General features: G+C 39.5%; 14 protein-coding genes and 1 pseudogene. 1 reads left to right on the top strand and 14 read right to left on the bottom strand.

The genetic code is table 11. The features are described 5' to 3' along the window. Positions 1 to 139: 139 nt before the first annotated feature. From R0J88_RS17025 to R0J88_RS16985, 9 genes and pseudogenes are all read right to left on the bottom strand, one after another. Positions 140 to 1,551: pseudogene (locus R0J88_RS17025) on the bottom strand (sigma-54 interaction domain-containing protein). A gap of 87 nt (positions 1,552 to 1,638) precedes the next feature. Beyond that, the gene (locus tag R0J88_RS17020; RefSeq protein ID WP_286888615.1) at positions 1,639 to 2,943 is read right to left on the bottom strand and encodes an ABC1 kinase family protein; all 1,305 of its coding nucleotides are present in this window, start codon (positions 2,941 to 2,943) and stop codon (positions 1,639 to 1,641) included. Between the two features lie 81 nt (positions 2,944 to 3,024). After that, a complete protein-coding gene (locus R0J88_RS17015; RefSeq protein ID WP_410900514.1) occupies positions 3,025 to 3,579 on the bottom strand; it encodes a DUF1439 domain-containing protein in 555 nt (184 codons plus the stop codon). A gap of 87 nt (positions 3,580 to 3,666) precedes the next feature. Beyond that, positions 3,667 to 6,348, bottom strand: coding sequence for a DUF349 domain-containing protein (locus R0J88_RS17010; RefSeq protein WP_410900513.1), 2,682 nt, complete (start codon positions 6,346 to 6,348; stop codon positions 3,667 to 3,669). Then, positions 6,338 to 6,619, bottom strand: coding sequence for a YeaC family protein (locus tag R0J88_RS17005; RefSeq protein WP_006794492.1), 282 nt, complete (start codon positions 6,617 to 6,619; stop codon positions 6,338 to 6,340). The genes R0J88_RS17010 and R0J88_RS17005 overlap by 11 nt, the downstream gene beginning before the upstream one ends. A 1-nt stretch (position 6,620) precedes the next feature. After that, a complete protein-coding gene (locus R0J88_RS17000; protein ID WP_008132029.1) occupies positions 6,621 to 6,947 on the bottom strand; it encodes a hypothetical protein in 327 nt (108 codons plus the stop codon). A 170-nt stretch (positions 6,948 to 7,117) separates the two neighbouring features. Further along, a complete protein-coding gene (locus R0J88_RS16995; RefSeq protein ID WP_008132031.1) occupies positions 7,118 to 8,620 on the bottom strand; it encodes an alanine/glycine:cation symporter family protein in 1,503 nt (500 codons plus the stop codon). Between the two features lie 375 nt (positions 8,621 to 8,995). Then, positions 8,996 to 10,123: a M14-type cytosolic carboxypeptidase gene (locus R0J88_RS16990; RefSeq protein ID WP_058429128.1), complete on the bottom strand. Its 1,128-nt coding sequence runs from the start codon at positions 10,121 to 10,123 to the stop codon at positions 8,996 to 8,998. Between the two features lie 212 nt (positions 10,124 to 10,335). After that, complete coding sequence (locus R0J88_RS16985; protein ID WP_006794496.1) at positions 10,336 to 11,778, bottom strand: glyceraldehyde-3-phosphate dehydrogenase; 1,443 nt, start codon at positions 11,776 to 11,778, stop codon at positions 10,336 to 10,338. Between the two features lie 174 nt (positions 11,779 to 11,952). On the opposite strand from R0J88_RS16985, the gene R0J88_RS16980 reads away from it, so the two are divergent. Then, entirely contained in the window at positions 11,953 to 12,753 is an 801-nt protein-coding gene (locus R0J88_RS16980; protein ID WP_410900512.1) for a DUF2989 domain-containing protein, read from the top strand. A gap of 70 nt (positions 12,754 to 12,823) precedes the next feature. Here R0J88_RS16980 and ihfA read toward each other — a convergent pair whose 3' ends face one another. The 5 genes from ihfA to R0J88_RS16955 all read right to left on the bottom strand — a co-directional run bounded on the left by ihfA (position 12,824) and on the right by R0J88_RS16955 (position 18,357). Next, complete coding sequence (ihfA, locus tag R0J88_RS16975) at positions 12,824 to 13,123, bottom strand: integration host factor subunit alpha (RefSeq protein ID WP_002960690.1); 300 nt, start codon at positions 13,121 to 13,123, stop codon at positions 12,824 to 12,826. A gap of 2 nt (positions 13,124 to 13,125) precedes the next feature. Then, positions 13,126 to 15,513 (bottom strand): phenylalanine--tRNA ligase subunit beta, encoded by a 2,388-nt coding sequence (gene pheT, locus R0J88_RS16970; protein WP_410900511.1) that lies wholly within the window; start codon positions 15,511 to 15,513, stop codon positions 13,126 to 13,128. Between the two features lie 15 nt (positions 15,514 to 15,528). After that, on the bottom strand, positions 15,529 to 16,509 hold the full coding sequence (gene pheS, locus R0J88_RS16965; RefSeq protein ID WP_410900510.1) for a phenylalanine--tRNA ligase subunit alpha: 981 nt from the start codon (positions 16,507 to 16,509) through the stop codon (positions 15,529 to 15,531). A gap of 82 nt (positions 16,510 to 16,591) precedes the next feature. Beyond that, positions 16,592 to 17,302, bottom strand: coding sequence for a DnaA inactivator Hda (hda, locus tag R0J88_RS16960; protein ID WP_410900523.1), 711 nt, complete (start codon positions 17,300 to 17,302; stop codon positions 16,592 to 16,594). Further along, positions 17,302 to 18,357, bottom strand: coding sequence for a DUF2066 domain-containing protein (locus R0J88_RS16955; protein WP_410900509.1), 1,056 nt, complete (start codon positions 18,355 to 18,357; stop codon positions 17,302 to 17,304). The genes hda and R0J88_RS16955 overlap by 1 nt, the downstream gene beginning before the upstream one ends. Between the last annotated feature and the right edge of the window lie 754 nt (positions 18,358 to 19,111).

The following is a 19,111-nucleotide window of genomic DNA, read 5'->3' as shown; positions in this document are numbered from 1 at the left end:
TTAGAACGGATGTTGTTTAAGTATTTGCAACTTTCAGACCAAACTGAAACTTTATTTAATCTATTGATATTAAATAACTTTATAATTCACGCGCTTTTTTATAATCGTGATATATAACGAAAGCCGTTATATATCGCGATTATTTATTAATTCCTAGCTTTCTCATTTTTGAGCGAAGTGTGCTTTCAGGTAACCCTAACTTCAGTGCAGCACCTTTACTTCCCGAAATTTGCCCGTTACACAGTGTTAAAACACGGCTTATATGCAGCCTTTGAGCCTCATCGAGGGTAAGAGACTCGTCAACATTTTGCGTAGTGTCACCATTGAGTGGTTGATTGAGCTGTAAAACAGATTGTTTAGACAAAATGGCTTCTCGCTCCAGTACATTTTGCAGCTCTCTTATGTTACCAGGCCAATCGTAGGCTTGAAGCTTAGTAACTGCTTTTTTACTTAACCCTTTTAACTGCTTCCCTAAGCGTTTATTTAATTGCTGTATGAGGTTGCTGCATAAGTAAGGAATATCCTCTTTACGCTCTCTCAGGGCCGGTACTTTAATAGGAAATACATTGAGCCGATAATATAAATCTATTCTAAAACTGCCCTTTTGCACCATTTGCCACAAATCGCGGTTTGTAGCCGCTATAACTCGAATGTTTACACTCAAAGTTTGGCTACCACCAACCCGTTCAAATTCTTGCTCTTGTAGCACTCTTAGTAGCTTACTTTGTGATTCTAGAGGTAATTCGGCTATTTCATCTAAAAAAAGTGTGCCTTTATCGGCCAGTTCAAATCGGCCTTTACGACGTTCGTTAGCCCCCGTAAAAGCGCCTTTCTCATGCCCAAACAGCTCAGACTCCAATAAACTTGGTGTAAAAGCTGCACAATTTACTTTAATAAAGGCATGCTTGCTGCGTTTGCTTAACCTATATAAATTGCGTGCTACTAGCTCTTTACCTGTGCCATTTTCTCCCAGAATAAGCACGGTAGTGTCGGTTTCACTCACTAATTTGATTTGCTCTAACATGGTTTGGAACACATGGCTTTGCCCTACAAGCCCAGAGTCTTGCCAGTCCTGATTTAACTCTGCTATTAAATAGCTATTCTCGTCTTTTAACTGCTCACTCAGCTGCTTTATTTTTTTAAGTGCGTTTTGTAAATCATTTTGGGTTTGTTGCTGCTGCGATATATCACGAAATATAGCAACGGCACCAATAAGTTGATTTTTTCGATACACTGGAGTGGATGTATATTCAACAGCAAACGAGCTACCGTCTTTGCGCCAAAACACTTCATTGTTAACTTCACGGCGTTTACCATCAAACATGGTACAGTAAATTTGACACTCATCTGCAGGGTAAGGCGTGCCATCGGCACGGGTATGGTGATGATATTGATGTATTTTTTTCCTAGTAGCTCCTCTGCCTTCCACCCTGTCATGCGCTCTGCTGCTGGGTTTACAAATACAGCGTTTCCAGACAAGTCGAATCCGTAAATTCCCTCACCCACGGCATTGAGTAATAACTTTGGATCGTTTAAAAATTGCTTTATCATAACTACGCCTCGCGAAATATCACGAGTATTATGACAACTTTAACACATTACTGCACCAGTAAATTTGTATCGATATTAGCTCAGCATTTATGCGAAATGGCTAAAAAGCGCACGCACATCAATTTTTGCCCCCAAACGAGCAGCTATTAAATACAAACCGGCTAGTTTTCGGTGTATAAACAACGCATCGACGGGTGGAGTGTGCCACTGCTGTGATTGAGCACTAAGTGCAAGCCCAGCATCCTTAATTTTAAGTGCTAACTCACTATGTTTAAAATCAAATTCACCATCATGCCTGAGCGGTTCGCACGCCATTAAAAACAAGTCGATTACGTTATTTTTATAATTATCCATAATGTCATCTTTAAAATAACCAATTTGCGATGCTGCTTTTAATACGCCCTCTCGGCTGTTATCGCTACCTGCTTTAAATAGTGCCAAATACGCTGAACTCAACTCGGTTGATATTTCTCGCGTTGCACCAAAATCAAATAAAACGATTTTTTGTGTCTCTGTTTGATAATGAAAATTAGCAAAGTTAGGATCCGTTTGAATGAGTTTAAATTCAAACATTTCTTTAAAAAATAAATTAATAAGCTGCTCAGCAACAAAACTTCGCTGGCTTTGTGGCTGCTCTGTGATGCTCTCTATGGGTTCAGCATTAACATATTCCATTGTAAGCACTTGCTGCGTACTGTGCGAAGTGTAAACATCAGGCACTTTAAAGTGAGCATTGCCGTTGAGTGCATTTTTGTAACGTATTAAATAATCTGCTTCTCGCAGGTAATCTGCTTCTGCAAGTAATTGTGCCTTAGCCTCATTCACAAGGGGTTTAATGTCGAGATCTTTAGGTAATAGGCGCGATAGGGTTAACAGCGTAATCACGTTATCTACGTCGCTCTCAACACTCTTTGCAATACCCGGGTACTGAACTTTAACTGCGAGCTTATCGCCATTTTCTTGATACGCTAAATGCACTTGCCCAATAGAAGCCGCTGCAAAAGGTCTGAGTTCAATATGAGAAAAACGAGAAAGCCAGTCGTCCCCCCATTGTTCTTTTAAAACTTCAACCAGCTGCTTATGCGGCATTGGATTTGCGTCAGAGCGCAACAAAGCGAGTAACTGGGCGAGCTCAGGACTGAGCAAGTCACCAGCATCCATAGATAGAAGCTGGCCTAATTTCATTGCTGCTCCGCGTAAGTGGGAGAGCTGCACAGCAAGTTTTTCAATATTTTTAGGCTGCAGAAGTAAGCGTTTGTTATCCCACCCTTTACCTGTTAGTGCACTTTTAGCGCCATCAACCAGCATATTACCCGCAACGCCTGTTGCTAATGAGCCTAATTTTGCAAAACGAGAAAGTCTCGATGTGGGCACGTTACGCGGTGCTGCCATAATATAATGAACCTAATTAGCTTATAGTTAGGTTATTTAATACGATTAATTAAGGCAGGCCGATCTGATTAGGCTGGTTATTTATAATTTAGGAACCAGTTTAATTGCACCTTGCGATATTTTCATATCGAGTGGTAATTTGCTCAATAGCATCATTTTAGGATCGTTCATGTTTAACGTATATACAGGGTTGTTAGCCAAAAAGGTATTGATTACACCCATTGCTTGATCGTCAAGCGCGCCAATGTTGCCTCTAAAGCCACCAGCATCAACGCTTGAGCCCAGTAGTTTAATATTACGCAAAAACACTGCTTTTTTCTCGCTATCGTAAAATGGGCTGCCCTCTATTTGAAGCTTTAAACGAATTGGGTACTTAAGTGCAAAAGCGTTGATCTCTGCGCTAGAGTCAGCGCCAAGTAAAACAACATCACGATTATCTGGCCCTATATCAACACTTAAATCATTAACGTTAAGCTGAACAGGTAATCCCATTAGCTTTACTTTTTCGCTTAACTTTGGCAACTCCTTAGCTAATACGCTTTCTACTTCAGCATTTGTAAATGAATATACCGATACACCTTGCGTGCTATTACAGGCAGTTAAAAAAAGCGTAGTAATAAGTAATAAAAATCTCATGGTAAATCCTTTGTTTGGTTGATACAAAAAGCCGCTTTTTAAGCGGCCTTTTAAAATTTTAATCAACATTTAAAGTAATGTTAATGATTAAGCTGCAAGTGTCGTCTTTAATCGAGCTAGTGTGTCAGGTTCAACTGAACCGTTACTGAGCGCGAGCAACTGTTTTAAATAATAATTTAAATCAGCATGATCACCACGATGCTTATCATCAAGCATAGCAACTTGCTCTGCCATTCTAAGTGATGCATTTGGCGAACTCACATTTGCTAAAATTTCCATACGCGTTACAAGTTGCTCTTCGTTAAGCGTTGTTTTTAGCGGTGCTTGATACTGAGCAGGTATTTCTTCATTATTTTGAAGCGCGTTAAGTAAAGCATCTAAGTTAGCCTGCTCTGATTTAGTCATAAGCAATGACACTTTTTCATCTATGGCTTTAAGCAAAGTAGCCACTTTTGGCGCAAGCGTTCTGAATTGTGCATAACCCTTTACCTTCGTTTCTAGGTCATGAAGTTGCGCACGTTGTTCAACCGCCTCTAGTACCGCTTCTAATTCAGCAAGCTCTGCAGCGGCTTGTTTGTCTGACTCATTCTGTTCAAGCTTTTGTTGCTCAAATTCAGTGCTGCGCTTACTAAATGCTTCATCGTTATATTGACGAAACTTTTGCCACAACGCATTTTCGGCTTTCAAGCCCGCAAAGCCAATTGTTTGCCATTGCTGCTGCATTTGCTTTAACGTCTGGCAAGCACTTGCTAAGTCGTCACTTTGTGATAACTGCTGTGCTTGTTCTACTAAATCATTTTTAAGCGCAGCATTACCTTTATGAAACGCATTTAATAAACCAAGCACCTGTTGTTGCTCATTTTTATAGCGTTCATTTAAAACTCGATATGTTTTAGGGTCAACTTTTCCTACACTGCGCCATGCTTTATTTAGCCTATTGTATTGGCTTTCAAACTGTTTCCAATCAAAGCCTTCTTCGCTAGTAGGCTCTGTGCTAAGCGCGTGCATATCAGTAATGATGCTTTCACGTTGCAACTTAGCTGCATCGCGGTTTTTTTCTTGCTCGGCAAAGTAACTACGACAAGGTGCAAACAACAATTCAATATGTTCGTCAAACTGAACACCTTGTTGTTTTTCTTCATCTGTATCTAAACGGCCAAGCTCATTCCAACGTGTGCGAAACATTTTTACTTGTTCTGCACGTTGTTGCGGGTCGGTACATTCTTGCTCGGTTAACGCGGCTACTTCTTCAAGTAACGCAACACGCTTTGGTGCAGCGGCGTATTTTTGCCAATCTTTTGCGTCAGCAAGCTGCTGCTCTAGCTCTGCTTTAATATTTTCAAGCGGTTGCTGGTAGCGTGCTGTTAATGTATTAAATAGCTCTTCAAAACCTTTAAATACACCAAATGCCACATTGAAGCGGCCTTCTTCAATTAAGCGCTTAACATCACGAGCTTTTCGCTTTGCTTGGCTTTGATTTTTTTCAAGCGGTTTAACTAACTCATTCATTGGTACTAAAAACTGCTTTTTATGCGCGTTTAACTCAGTTTTAAACTTGCCTTGCAGTGCGCTGTCAAGCATAGCTATATGCCCACGCGCTTCTTTAAACGCTTGATTAAACGCTGAAAGAATATCGTCATATTGCTCAATGCTTTGCGCTGGTTCAATTTGTTGTAAGGCGGTCAATGCCTCTTTATATTGCGCAATTACCGTTGTTAGTTCGGGTAATTTAGCCACTTGTGAAAATAAAGTCTCAAGCCTTGTGATTACCGCTTTAGACTGTGCGTTATTTTCAAGCTCAGTCTCTGCGATCGCTTGTTTTGCTTGGGCTACTTTAGCGTCAAGCCAATCTTGTTGAATTTGCTCTGGGGTTTCTAAACCTAATTGAAGCGCATTTTCAATTTCATCACTTAATGCTTCAAGCGTTGCTAATGCCAATAACTGACGCTGTTTTAATGCTAAGCGTTGCTGTTCTTTATCGTGCTCAGCTTTAAGTTGCGCTATGTGCGTATCAAGCTTGCTGGTAATAGCTATGTACTTTTCATCTAGCGATTTTATACGCTCTGCTGATAACCATTTAAGCTCTAATGCTTGCCATTGAGCCATTAATTCAGCAGCTTGTGGGTTTACCAACGCAAAGTCTGTTTTTTCACGTAACGCATTAAGTTTTGCTAAAATAACGCGCGTTGAATTTTCAACTTCTTGTGGCATTTCTTTGGCCAGACGCTCATTTTCAATATGCGTATCAAGGGTGCTTTTCGCTTCCCCTTTAGCATGTTTAGCAAGTGGTTTGGTAAGCTGGTGGTTAATAACTAACTCCACTAGCTGCTTTTGTAGTTCTTCACTGCCTTCTTTAAAAGCTTTTTCTACTAATTTTGGGTTTGCTAAACGCTTAAGTAATTTAACGCGAACTTTTAGTTCTTTCTCTGCAAACGCTAGTTTTTCTAATGTTTTTACAGGTGCAAAGCGTTCTATATATTCACTTTTAATTTGCGGTGTTAGTGTGCTTTCACTGTTTAAAACCGCGTTAGATATTTGCTGCTCAGCTATATCCTTCAACGCTTGGTCTTGCTTATAGGCTTTCCACCAAAGTGGTAAATCATTTACCTTTTGAAGCGCTTTTCGGCGAATTTCTGCAGAGCTGTCTTCTAATGCAAGTGTATTTAAAATACTTGCATCGCGCTGCGTATCTAGCTTTTCAATTGCATCAAGACGTACCTGTTGCTTAGGGTGTTTCCATTTTGGCGTAAAAAGGTGCTTAAAGATCATGTTCACTAAACCTAGCTATTTCGTTGTCTGATTTGAATTCTTTTTGTAGTTGCGCTTTTGTCTTTTGGATCATTTCACCATTAGCACCAATCGTAAATTGCTCGTTCGATTGAGCCACCTTTGCTTGATACAACATAACCAACTGCACTGTTTGTTGCTTTTGCTCATCTGATAACACAGTGCCATCTGGCCATTTGCCAGTGGATGCACCATATTGCAGGCGTTCAAATAATTCTGGAGTAATATTTTCTACGAGTTTATCGATATTCATGTCATCTTTTCTTTTTAAGAGTCACTAAAATAATACGGTTAATAAGATACCAAATGCACCCTACGCCAATGGCGATGGTGTAAGCATACCACTCAAGGGTTTCTTTTTGCGGTTGTAAAAAATATAAACAGAAAAAACCACCCAAAAATAAAATAAGTGCTAGGAAAGAGTGATTTATAAACATCTGCTTTTTTTTAATTTGCTGTTCGCGCTGAAGTTGTTGAACCTGCTCGTCATTTAGCTCTGAAATGTTACTTTCGCAATGCGGACATTGCTTGTATTTATCTGAAATTGATTTTGCACATTTTGGGCAACGAATAATCGCCATACATCTCTCCATACTACGCATAAAAAAAGCGCCTTGCGGCGCCTTTATTGTACTTGTTTTATTTGTTGTTGTCTTTTTTGAATTTAAAGCAATAACAGATAATGTAACTTTCTTTTTATTGGTTTAAACCCGTTTATCCAATCAAACTTGCAAATACACTGTGTATTAAATTACTCAGGATCTTTAGATTGTTTTTCAAGGCGTTTTTCCCAGAAAGTAGCGTTTTTTATACCTAACTTAATTGGATCAAAGGTAATTTTACCACCTTTTTTCTTTTGCTCTTCGTAATCGCTTAAACATAGCAGTGCTGGTTTTGCGACAAAGAAGATAGCTAAAATGCCTAAGATGTTGATCCACGCCATTAAGCCTACACCTATGTCGCCAATGCTCCAAATATACCCAGAGCTATTAACCATTCCATACGCCACCATAAACATGATCACAAACTTCACAATAACCAGTGGAATACTTCCTTTAAAGTAACGATTTAAGTAAGCAATGTTTGTTTCCGCAATGAAGTAGTAAGCTAAAATAGTAGTGAACGCAAAGAAGAATAACGCAATACCTACAAATGCCTCACCAAAACCGCCAAATACGCTAAACAAAGCCATTTGTGTAAATGCTGCAGAGCCAACTTCAGTTGCTGCATCAACATTTTGTACAATAAATTGACCAGCTGGTAGCTCGCCAACAATGTTGTATTGTTGTGTTAGTAAAATCATTAGTGCAGTTGCTGTACATACGAAGATGGTATCTACGTACACTGAAAAAGCCTGAACTAAACCTTGTTGCGCTGGGTGGTCGACTTCTGCCGCAGACGCTGCATGAGGACCTGTACCTTGACCCGCCTCATTTGAATATATTCCGCGTTTTACACCCCAGCCAATTGCAGCTCCAAATCCGGCTTGAGCTGTAAAGGCGTCGCTTATTATCATAGCAAAAATATCAGGCACTCTATCGATGTGTAAAAACACAACAATTAAGGCAAGTACTATGTAGCCCAAAGCCATAAATGGCACAACAATTTGAGTAAAATTGGCAATACGTTTTATACCACCAAAAATGATAAAGGCTAAAACGATAAGAATAATAGCCAGCGCAACTAGCTTAAAGCTGCCTACATCGCCAAAGCTGGTCGAAACCATAGTACCGTCGCCAAATACTTGAGTAAATGCGTTACCTACCGCATTTGCTTGTACACCGGGTAGGAAAACACCACACGCAACAACGGCAGAAATAGCAAACAAGATAGCTAACCATTTTTGCTTTAAACAACGGTCAAAGTAATACGCTGGACCACCACGATATTGACCGTTTTCTTCTTCTTTATAAATTTGACCAAGCGTTGATTCAGCGAAGGCTGTACTTGCACCTAAAAATGCAACAACCCACATCCAAAAAATAGCCCCTGGGCCACCAAAACCGATAGCAGCAGCAACACCGGCAATGTTACCAACACCGACTCGCCCCGATAGAGACACTGCAAGTGCTTGGAAAGAAGAAATACCTTTTTCAGATGTGTTAGGACTAAAAAGTAATTTACACATTTCTTTAAAATGTCTGACTTGGGCAAATCGAGTTAATACAGAATAAAACAAGCCCGCGCCAAGGCATAAGTAAATAAGGGCATTACTCCAAACAACATCATTAACAGCGCTTACAAAAGCTTCCATGGATATCCTCTATAGTTATATTTTTTATTATGAATTACGAGACTCTGTTTTAGCTACTCAGAATGCGCGACACGAAACGATTAAAAATCGGGCTTAAATATGCCTACCTTTAATTCGATTGTTATTGATATTAACTTAAGTGAGCTAACTTTGTTAACACTTAATTTTCATATTTACAGATAAAACGTGCGCTTCGGCGTATTATTTGAGGGTTATTTAACCAGCAATTGGTTTGTTTGAATATAATGGAGATTTATAGAAAGTAATTTAAATAGACTTCTGATTGAAGGGATTTATAAAACGATTTTACATATTAATTAATTTTAAGTTTGTGTATAAGAAAGGCATCAATAATTGATGCCTTTTTTCAATACTCTATCTTAGCGTATCTACCACATTAACAATGGCTGCTAACGTGTCTTGACCAAACTGGTACGAGCGACGATCTGACCAGCCGTAATCAGGATCTGGTAAATCGTTATTGTCTTTAAATGGCATTTCAATCGTATATGTAAGCGCTTTAAACTCTTCAGCCGTTGCCGACGATGCAACGGTTAATAGAGCTTGGCCTGGCTCATCTTTCGGGTAACCGTGTTCGTCTTGAAACTCTGGTGTTATTGTTAATAACGCCGCTTTAAAGCTGTCTTCTAAGTTTTTAAGTCGCTCATCGTAACTTGGAATACCTTCGCTACCAGCAACAAAGTTATAAGGAATGGCTTCATCACCGTGAATATCAAGGTGCATATCTAAGCCTGTTTCGCGCATTTTATTGAGGACTAAATACACTTCTGGGCTATTTTCCATACTAGGTGTTTGCCATTCGCGATTTAAGTTAACACCTTTAGCATTAGTACGTAAATGACCACGTACACTGCCATCTGGGTTCATATTTGGCACGATGTAAAATACAGCCTTTGATAACAATGCGGCAGCATGTGGGTCTTCATCATCAAGTAACTTATGGAGTAATCCCTCTACAAACCACTCTGCCATAGTTTCACCTGGATGCTGGCGTGCTGTTACCCAAATTACTTTTTTATCTTCGCTTGGCTCGCCAATTTTTAATACGCTCATATCGCGCCCATCAAGTGTTTCACCCAACGTTTGAAGTTGGCAAGCACCTTGGGTTTGCGCCCACGACAATAAATCTAAATGGCGGTCATAGCTATATGGTGCGAAATAAGCAAAATAAACACTGCCGCACTCTGGCTCTATTTCAAAACTTAGCGTGCCATTTTCATAGTTTGATGGAACACGAAACCATGTTTGGCGATCGTAAGATGCGACTGCTTGATAGCCTTCCCACCCATCTGGGTATGCTGATTTTTCAAGCTGATTAATATTAAGCTTATGTAATTGGTAAGGCGTTGTTTCTAATCGAAAGTGAAACCACTGATAAAATTCAGAGTTGTGGTCGTTATTAATCTCTAATTGAATATTAAGCGGATCGGTTGCATCAATTACCTTTATATTACCACTGTCGAAATTACTACTGATTTTCATGAAAAAACCTTTAATTTGAATAAGCCCATCTGCATTTTAACTCGCAGAACTAACACCACGAATAATACTACTCGCAGTAAATACAGTGTATTTTATAACTCTAACACGCACTGTATTTTAATAAGCAAAGCGTAGCACAAGGCATACACTTTAAAAATGATTGCACATTAAAAAAGCCAGCTAAACGCTGGCTTTTAAATACTACATATACATTAGCGTGGTAAGCTTGGGAATGACACTTCAGCCATATCTCGCATACAACGTACTACTTGGCAGCTATAGCCAAATTCATTATCGTACCATACGTATAATACAATACGATTATCGTCAACAATTGTCGCTTGTGAGTCAACAACACCTGCATAACGGCTACCTACTAAATCGGTAGACACTATTTCTGTTGATGCAGTGTAATCAATTTGGTCACGTAAATCTGAGTGCAGCGCTGTATCGCGTAAAAATGCATTTAGTTCTTCAACTGATGTATTAGTTGCTAAGTTTAAGTTTAAAATAGCAAGCGATACGTTAGGTGTAGGAACACGAATAGCGTTACCTGTTAACTTACCTTCAAGCTCTGGCAATGCTTTAGATACAGCTTTAGCTGCGCCTGTTTCAGTTATTACCATGTTAAGCGCTGCGGCACGACCACGACGTTCGGCTTTGTGATAGTTATCAATTAGGTTTTGATCGTTTGTATATGAGTGAACGGTTTCAACGTGACCATTATTAATACCAAACTTATCGTTTAACGCTTTTAATGTTGGTGTGATTGCATTTGTTGTACAGCTTGCTGCACAGACAATTTTATCTTCAGATAAAATATCTTGGTTATTTACACCATAAACGATGTTTTTAATATTGCCTTTAGCCGGTGCTGTTAATAATACTTTAGCTGCACCTTTACACTCTAAATGCTGACCAAGGCCTGCTTCATCTTTCCAAATACCTGTGTTATCAACAATTAACGCATTATCGATACCGTATTGGGTGTAATCTATTTCACTAGGCGAATTTGCATAAATAACCTGAATGTAACTGCCGTTCGCTTTAATGGCGTTGCGCTCTTTATCAATGGTGATTGAACCATTAAATGGACCATGAATTGAATCGCGGCGTAATAAACTAGCGCGCTTTTCAAGGTCACCTTCTTTACCGCCACGCACAACGATTGCACGTAGACGTAAATCGGCGTAAGGACCCGATTTTTCAATTAATAAGCGAGCAAGCAAACGACCAATACGACCAAAACCATAAAGAACAACATCGCGAGGTTCTTTCACTGTTGAATCGGCTATTTCTGCCAATTCATCTTTAACGAACTCTTCAACTGAACGGCCATTAGCAACGTCGCTATATAAATAGCTGTATGCTAACTTACCAATATCAATGCGAGCAGAGTTTAATTCCATTTTACTGATTGCTTCTAAAAACGGGAAGCTTTCACGTAAACGTAATTTTGTGCCTTCAAATTGCGCAACAGTTTTGTGAGATTTAATAATTTCAATAGTGCTGGCATTTACGAGAGGACGGCCATATACGGCAATTTCAATACCACGATTACGGTAAAGTTTACCAATGATAGGTTGCATGCTTTCAGCGTAATCTTGGCGCTCTTGCCAACTATTTGTGTATTCTAACTCGTGAGATGAGGTCATTTTATTTACCTAAGTTTATCATTTTGAACGGATAGCCTTTAAAAGTGCACTATATTTTGAGAGTAATGCACTTCAGGCACGGCTATTCTAATTTAATCTGAAGTTATTCTCTACTGTTAGGCGTTAAATGATTGCGCTAGAATGGCTGCGTAGATATTTATTTGGGGTTTAGGAATGCTAAAAAGAGCAAGTTTACTACTTGGATTACTAACATTAGCGGGTTGTGAAGAACCTGTGACGCTAGCAAAAGTTTGTAAGGAAACACCCGGCTTTTGTTCTGATTTAAACAAAGACAGCCATTGTAAAGACGAGCGTGCTGAAGTTATCTTAAAGCGTTACAGTGAATACAAAGAGCCAACGGATGAAAATAAATATCAATTATTAAAAGAATTTGAAACATACAATCAATGTATAACTCTGGCGGCTAAAATTGAGCACATAAAGCTCAAAGCTAAGAAGACGTCTCGCATAGATGGACAACTTACTAGCATTAAAGAAATGACGCGCCTTTATCAAGACACTATTGATACAAATCACCCCGGTTTACTTTATTACCATTGGTCCAGAAACAATAATCAAGGTGCATTAAATAAGCTATTGGCTATAGAAGACGATCCGAGTGTTACACAAAGTGCTGAAATGCAGTTTTTTTTAGCGTCGTATTACATTAAGTTTGATGACGAAAAAACGATTGATTTGCTCTATAAAACGCTAGAGTTAAATCAAAAAGGGCGCATACCCAATCCTGAGGTGTACACATCACTTATCAGCCTGTTTTATAAACATGATAAATTTAAACATGCTTATATATTTTCAAAAGTAGCGCAAATGTCGGGAATCGAAAATATAGATCTATTTGAAATAGAGCAGGAACTCTTAAGTACTGGTAAAAACTTATCTGGACTTGATTCACTTGCCGATCAAACCTATCAACAAGTATTAGAAGGTGAATTTGTATCACCTAGAGAATTTTAGATAATAATAAACCCCGCTTAAGCAAAGTTAAGCGAGGAATAAATAAAAAGGCAGCTTTCGCTGCCTTTTTTTATTTTGCTTTGCTGGTGCCCACTTCAACACGAGTCTTTAATTTTTGACCCGGTCTAAAGGTAACAACACGACGCGCCGAAATAGGAATGTCTTCGCCTGTTTTCGGATTACGCCCTGGTCTCTCTTTTTTGTCTCGAAGATCAAAGTTACCAAATCCAGAAAGCTTAACCTGCTCTCCTTTTTCTAGCGCTGAGCGGATTTCTTCAAAAAACGCTTCAACTAAATCTTTGGCATCTTTTTTATTGATCCCGAGCTTTTCAAATAGGTGTTCAGCTATGTCGGCTTTAGTAAGCGCCATATCTAGTCCCTCAACGATGCATTAAACTTTTCGGCCAATTCGGCCACCACGTTATCAACTACTAGATTGATATCTTTCTCTTCGAGTGTTCTATCAACCGCTTGCAGTGTTAGAGCAATCGCCAAACTCTTATAATTTGGCTCAATACCTTTGCCCTTATACACATCGAATAAGTTTAGGTCAACCAATTGATTTCCGCCAACTTTTTCTATAGCGTTTAAAATATCACCAGATTTAACGCTGTCGGCCACTAAAATCGCGATGTCGCGACGGTTTGAAGGAAATTTAGACACGCTTTCTGCTTGTGGTAAATTTCTTTTTTCAATTGCTGACATTTCAATTTCAAATACAAAAGTTGCGTTATTGATATCTAACGACTTTTGCGCTTGAGGATGTAATGCACCAAAAAAACCAACCTTTTTACCGTCAACATAAATAACAGCTGACTGGCCCGGATGAAGTCCATCTGACTGCTCTGCTTTAATTTCAAAGCGACTTACATCGTTAGTGATCGCAAGTAATGCCTCAACATCCCCTTTTAAGTCATAAAAGTCGACATTGCGCTTTTCTTCAACCCAATGTTCGCCATGAACCAAACCAGTAATAACGCCACCAATAACAGGCACTTGGTATACACCATTTTCTGCATTTTCATCGCTTATAAATTTAAGACCATGCTCAAATAAACGAATACGTGGTTGTTGACGATTTTGGTTGTATGCAACAGATGCCAATAGACCCGGCATTAAGCTAACACGCATTGCTGACATTTCAATTGAAATAGGATGCGGTAGAACAAGTGCGTCACTTTGAGGATGCAAAATAGCTTGTGCCTTAGGGTCAACAAAGCTGTATGTAATCGCTTCTTGGTAACCACGTGTTACTAACGTATTGCGGAATTTGCTTAGTGCAATACTCGCTTCGTTATGAGTGGTCATCTTAAGTTTTGCAGTTGGTGCCACATTTGGAATACTGTTGTAACCGTAAACGCGTGCAACTTCTTCTATCAAATCTTCTTCAATGCGAATATCAAAACGGTAACTAGGTATGTCTGCACTCCAGCTCTCATTTTCTACTTTAACATCAAGACCTAAGCGAGTCAGAATATCAGTTACTTTCGCATCTTCAATATGATGACCAATAACGCGGTCTAAACGTGAACGACGTAAACGTACTTCAGTTACTTTTGGTAACTTATCAGCAGCAACAGCTTCAACAACAGGGCCCGCTTCACCACCAACAATTTCAAGCAGTAACGCTGTAGCGCGCTCCATTGCGTCATGTTGTAGCGCAAAGTCTACGCCACGTTCATAACGATGTGATGCATCAGTATGTAGGCCGTAACTACGTGCTTGCCCAGCAATTGCTACCGGATTAAAGAACGCACTTTCAAGCAGTATGTCTGTTGTTTTTTCAGTAACACCTGATTGCTCACCACCAAAAATACCAGCAATGGCAAGTGCTTTATCATTATCTGCTATAACGAGTGTAGACTCGTTTAATTTAGCTGTATTACCATCAAGCAGTACTAGTTCTTCATCTGCATTTGCACTACGTACTTTAATGCCACCTTCAATTGCACTTAAATCAAATGCATGCATAGGGTGACCAAGTTCGAGTAATACATAGTTAGTTACATCAACAACCGGGTCGATTGAACGTACACCACTACGGCGTAATTTTTCAACCATCCATAACGGTGTTTCTGCATCAAGATTTATACCTTTTATTACACGACCTAAGTATCGAGGACATGCATCTTCGTTCACTAGCTCAATTGATACTTTGTCGTCAATCGTTGGAGCAACAGCGGGGATTTCTAATACGTTTACATCAATGCTGTTTAAAACGCCTACTTCACGGGCAAGACCTTTAATACCAAGGCAGTCACCACGGTTTGGTGTTAAATCAACATCAATAATGTTGTCGTCAAGGCTTAAATAGTCACGTAAATCCGCGCCAATGGGTGCATCACTAGGTAACTCCATGATGCCCTCACCTTCTTCGCTAATGCCTAGCTCATCAAATGCACATAACATACCGTGTGAAGGCTGACCGCGAAGTTTTGCTTTTTTAATTTTGAAATCGCCAGGTAATACTGCACCAACGGTTGCAACCGCGACTTTAATTCCTTCACGACAGTTTGGCGCACCACAAACGATATCAAGCAGCTCATCGCCACCTACGTTAATTTTAGTAACGCGAAGTTTATCCGCATCAGGATGTTGACCACATTCAACAACTTCGCCTACTAACACACCATTAAATTTGGCTGCAGCTGGCTCAACGCCGTCAACTTCAAGGCCAGCCATAGAAAGCTGTTCCGACAGAGCTTGCGTATCAATAGCAGGATTAACCCACTCTCTTAACCACTTTTCACTAAATTTCATTTTATTGCTTCACTCTTAACGGAACTGGTTTAGGAATTTTAAGTCATTTTCAAAAAATGCACGTAAGTCGTTTACGCCGTAGCGCAGCATAGTTAAGCGCTCTACACCCATGCCGAATGCAAAACCAGTGTATTTCTCTGGATCAATACCTACAGACTTAAGAACGTTTGGATGTACCATGCCACAGCCTAGTACCTCTAACCATTTGCCGTCTTTGCCCATCACATCTACTTCAGCTGAAGGTTCTGTAAATGGGAAAAATGATGGACGGAAACGAATTTCCATATCTTCTTCAAAAAAGTTACGCAAAAAGTCATGCAATATACCTTTAAGCTCAGTAAAGCTTACATCGGTATCAACCATTAACCCTTCTACCTGATGGAACATAGGTGTATGTGTCTGATCGTAATCGTTACGATACACACGCCCAGGTGAGATAATTCGTAGCGGTGGCTGTTCTGTTTCCATAGTACGAATTTGCACGCCACTTGTTTGTGTACGCAATACTAATTTAGGATTGAAATAAAAGGTATCGTGATCAGCGCGCGCAGGGTGATGTTCAGGGATATTTAAAGCATCAAAGTTATGAAAATCATCTTCAATCTCAGGACCTGATTTAACCTCGAAACCTAACTCACCAAAAAAGCTTTCAATACGCTCAATTGTACGTGTTACTGGGTGTAATCCACCTGTAGTCATCACACGCCCAGGTAAAGTAACGTCAATTGTTTCAGCGGCTAGCTTTTCTTCTAGTGCCTTGCTTGCTAAAAGCTCACGCTTATCGTTAATTGCAGCTTGCACATCTTGCTTAGCCTGATTAATTACCTGGCCTGCTTCTTTGCGTTCTTCAGGAGCAATTTTACCCAGTGTTTTAAGTAAGCTAGTGATTTCGCCTTTTTTACCAAGGTAGTTAACCCTGATCTCTTCTAGTTGCGCGGTTTCACTGGCACTGGCTACCGCCTCAAGTGCTTGCGCTAATATATTTTCTAAGTTCATTCGATACCTGATCTTTCGCAGAAGGTGATTACAATTTAATTGACTAATGATAACTGAAAGCGGGGTCTAGATTCTAGACCTACTAGAGCTTTAACGTTGATTTTATAAAGGGAATTGTTAATTTTCGCTGTGCTGCCATAGATGCATGATCTAATTTGTCTAATACATCGAGTAAAGCACGCATATCTCGACTTAGACGCGTTAGTAAAAAGCGTGCACATTCATCGCTTAACTCAAGCCCACGCATGTGTGCCCGCTTAACAAGCGCCTGCGCTTTATCATCATCACTCATTGAACGTATTTGAAAGGTGGTTCCCCAAGTTAAACGAGATTCTAAATCAGGAAGTGAGATATTTAACATATTTGGTAACAGGTCTGCGGTTACGACTAACATTTTACCGGGTTCGTTAAAGCGATTAAAAAAATTAAACAGGGCCTTTTCCCAGGCATCGTTGCCTGCCACTAAGTGGACATCATCTATACACAATACATCAAGCGCTTCCAGTCCATCGAGCACCATAGGGCCAAAATTGATAATCTCTCGCATAGAAAGTAACATGTTAGAAAGGCCACGTTCTTGCGCTTTTATGCACGTAGCGTATAACAAGTGAGACTTACCCGAATCTCCCAATCCACACAAGTAAGTATACTGAAATGAATTTGCCAACTCAGAAAAGCTCGCTTTTAGATGATTAACTTCTAATGAGTCCTCACCACCAAAGTACGATGCAAACGTCTCGTCATCTGGCAAAGTAACAGGCAACGCCATTTGCATTGGTTCATGACTTAGCACTATGGTTTTATCCATTGATATTCAAGGCTGTTTTTGTCAACAACATGATAGAAAGCGCGAGGGTCAACATAATCTTTAAAAGCAGAATCAAGACCAAGCGCTTTTTTTAAATCTGTAACATCGCCTGTATGATTCAATTTGTATTCAACAAACTCAGTCGTTTTTCGAGCAATTGTAACCTGTGTAACTACACTTAAACTCTGTAAACGTCTTTTAGCTAGTTCAACATCTACAAAATTTTCGGCCCCTTTTAAAGTTAAAATAGCTGAAGCTTGCTCGTAGTATGCATTGGGATCAATAGCATATTCACTTGCTAGCCCTCTAGCTAGTGTATCTATCATTTGACTAACAATTTGTTGTTTATCACCAACTAAACGATTTTCATCAAACAAATCATCATTTGTGAATCGCCAATCTAAAACCCAGTTATTACTGTTATTATCTTTGTACATTTTGGCCGTAATACTTCTTTCAGCACTATACCGCTGAGACGCCTCTTCTATAGGCCCTGAAAAATTACCCCACACCTCGGGTATTCCTACTAAACGTCTATCTTGTAAATCCAGTAATGGCACAACAACAGGTAAGCCACGTCTTCGGGCATTATCGTAAATTAATTGTTCAAGCTGTGGATAGCTCTCTTGTGTGACTAGCTCTCTTCGCCAATTATCTTCAATACCTAGCCAAATAGCGACTAACGGACGTTGTGAACCCCATAGAGGTAGACTTAATTCTTTTATAAGCGCATTAATTTTTCGTGCTTCAAATTTAACAATTAATTTTAATTGACCTTCAGTACGCTCATCGTATTCAAATTTAAGCATGTAATCAGAGATATCTTTAGTGCGCTGTTGAGCTAATCGATTTTTATCCGCCGTTTCATCACCACTTACTTTTACCAAAACATTAAGTAAAGCTTTACGGCTTGCCGCTAATCGAGTATCTCTTGATTTATCATCAACTTTTAGAATATCTTGATATAGATCAGTGACTTCAACTGCTGAAACAGAAAAACAAATTAAAATGGATATTATGCTTATTAATAATCTATACACTGTATGTTAGTTCTTGGTTTTAAACTGATTTGATCCTAAATCAAAGCAAGTAACAAAGCAAAATTATATTTGTTACTGTGATATATTGATACTTATAGATTTAGCCTCTCATACAATGTTGATTTAATTAAAACTCTAGATTTATAAACAAATTCACTCAGCCAAAAAGAGAGCAAATAAAGCCAAACCTTCTAAAAAGACATATTCTCTTCAAAGTAATGCCAACACAACTGTATTAAGTTCTAAAAATATATTAGCTTTTATTCGCTACTGCTAAGGGAAACAGGAAGCTGTTGAATCGTGTCAGCGTTTGAAGGGCTTGCTTTCGCGCAGTTTTGCATGATGTATAGGAATACAAATGCCGGGAGCACAGGCTGTGAAAGAGCGACCGCTACTGAGTTCGCCATAGGGTCTTGGCTTTTTGCTAAATCACTTTTCTACAGACGTAAAAAATCCCGACTATTGCTAGTCGGGCTTTGTACAATTTGAAGCCTGTTAATGTCGTGGTGCCCACAGCGGTGGAGAGTCACATTGCAAATGTTGCCTATCATAGGCCAGTGTATTGAATAACCAAAACACTGTTCACAAAGAGGCGCTTCGCTTAGGAGACGCGACGCTTTAGAGATTACTTTCCTGCAGACAGCAAAAAACCCGTCACATTGCTGTAACGGGTTTCTCTTATTTGAAGCCTGGTAATGTCCTACTTTCACATAGCAAATGCTACACTATCATCGGCGCTGTTTCGTTTCACTAC

This window comes from Pseudoalteromonas sp. SIMBA_162, from assembly GCF_046535955.1.
GTDB classification, from domain to species: domain Bacteria; phylum Pseudomonadota; class Gammaproteobacteria; order Enterobacterales; family Alteromonadaceae; genus Pseudoalteromonas; species Pseudoalteromonas marina.
The sequence above is the reverse complement of the archived record's forward strand: the minus strand, read 5'-3'. Positions and strand labels throughout refer to the sequence as shown.

Coding starts and splice junctions, on each gene's coding strand:
- R0J88_RS17020 (WP_286888615.1), bottom strand. CDS start 2,943: ATGGCAGCACCGCGTAACGTGCCCACATCGAGACTTTCTCGTTTTGCA.
- R0J88_RS17015 (WP_410900514.1), bottom strand. CDS start 3,579: ATGAGATTTTTATTACTTATTACTACGCTTTTTTTAACTGCCTGTAAT.
- R0J88_RS17010 (WP_410900513.1), bottom strand. CDS start 6,348: ATGATCTTTAAGCACCTTTTTACGCCAAAATGGAAACACCCTAAGCAA.
- R0J88_RS17005 (WP_006794492.1), bottom strand. CDS start 6,619: ATGAATATCGATAAACTCGTAGAAAATATTACTCCAGAATTATTTGAA.
- R0J88_RS17000 (WP_008132029.1), bottom strand. CDS start 6,947: ATGGCGATTATTCGTTGCCCAAAATGTGCAAAATCAATTTCAGATAAA.
- R0J88_RS16995 (WP_008132031.1), bottom strand. CDS start 8,620: ATGGAAGCTTTTGTAAGCGCTGTTAATGATGTTGTTTGGAGTAATGCC.
- R0J88_RS16990 (WP_058429128.1), bottom strand. CDS start 10,123: ATGAAAATCAGTAGTAATTTCGACAGTGGTAATATAAAGGTAATTGAT.
- R0J88_RS16985 (WP_006794496.1), bottom strand. CDS start 11,778: ATGACCTCATCTCACGAGTTAGAATACACAAATAGTTGGCAAGAGCGC.
- R0J88_RS16980 (WP_410900512.1), top strand. CDS start 11,953: ATGCTAAAAAGAGCAAGTTTACTACTTGGATTACTAACATTAGCGGGT.
- ihfA (WP_002960690.1), bottom strand. CDS start 13,123: ATGGCGCTTACTAAAGCCGACATAGCTGAACACCTATTTGAAAAGCTC.
- pheT (WP_410900511.1), bottom strand. CDS start 15,513: ATGAAATTTAGTGAAAAGTGGTTAAGAGAGTGGGTTAATCCTGCTATT.
- pheS (WP_410900510.1), bottom strand. CDS start 16,509: ATGAACTTAGAAAATATATTAGCGCAAGCACTTGAGGCGGTAGCCAGT.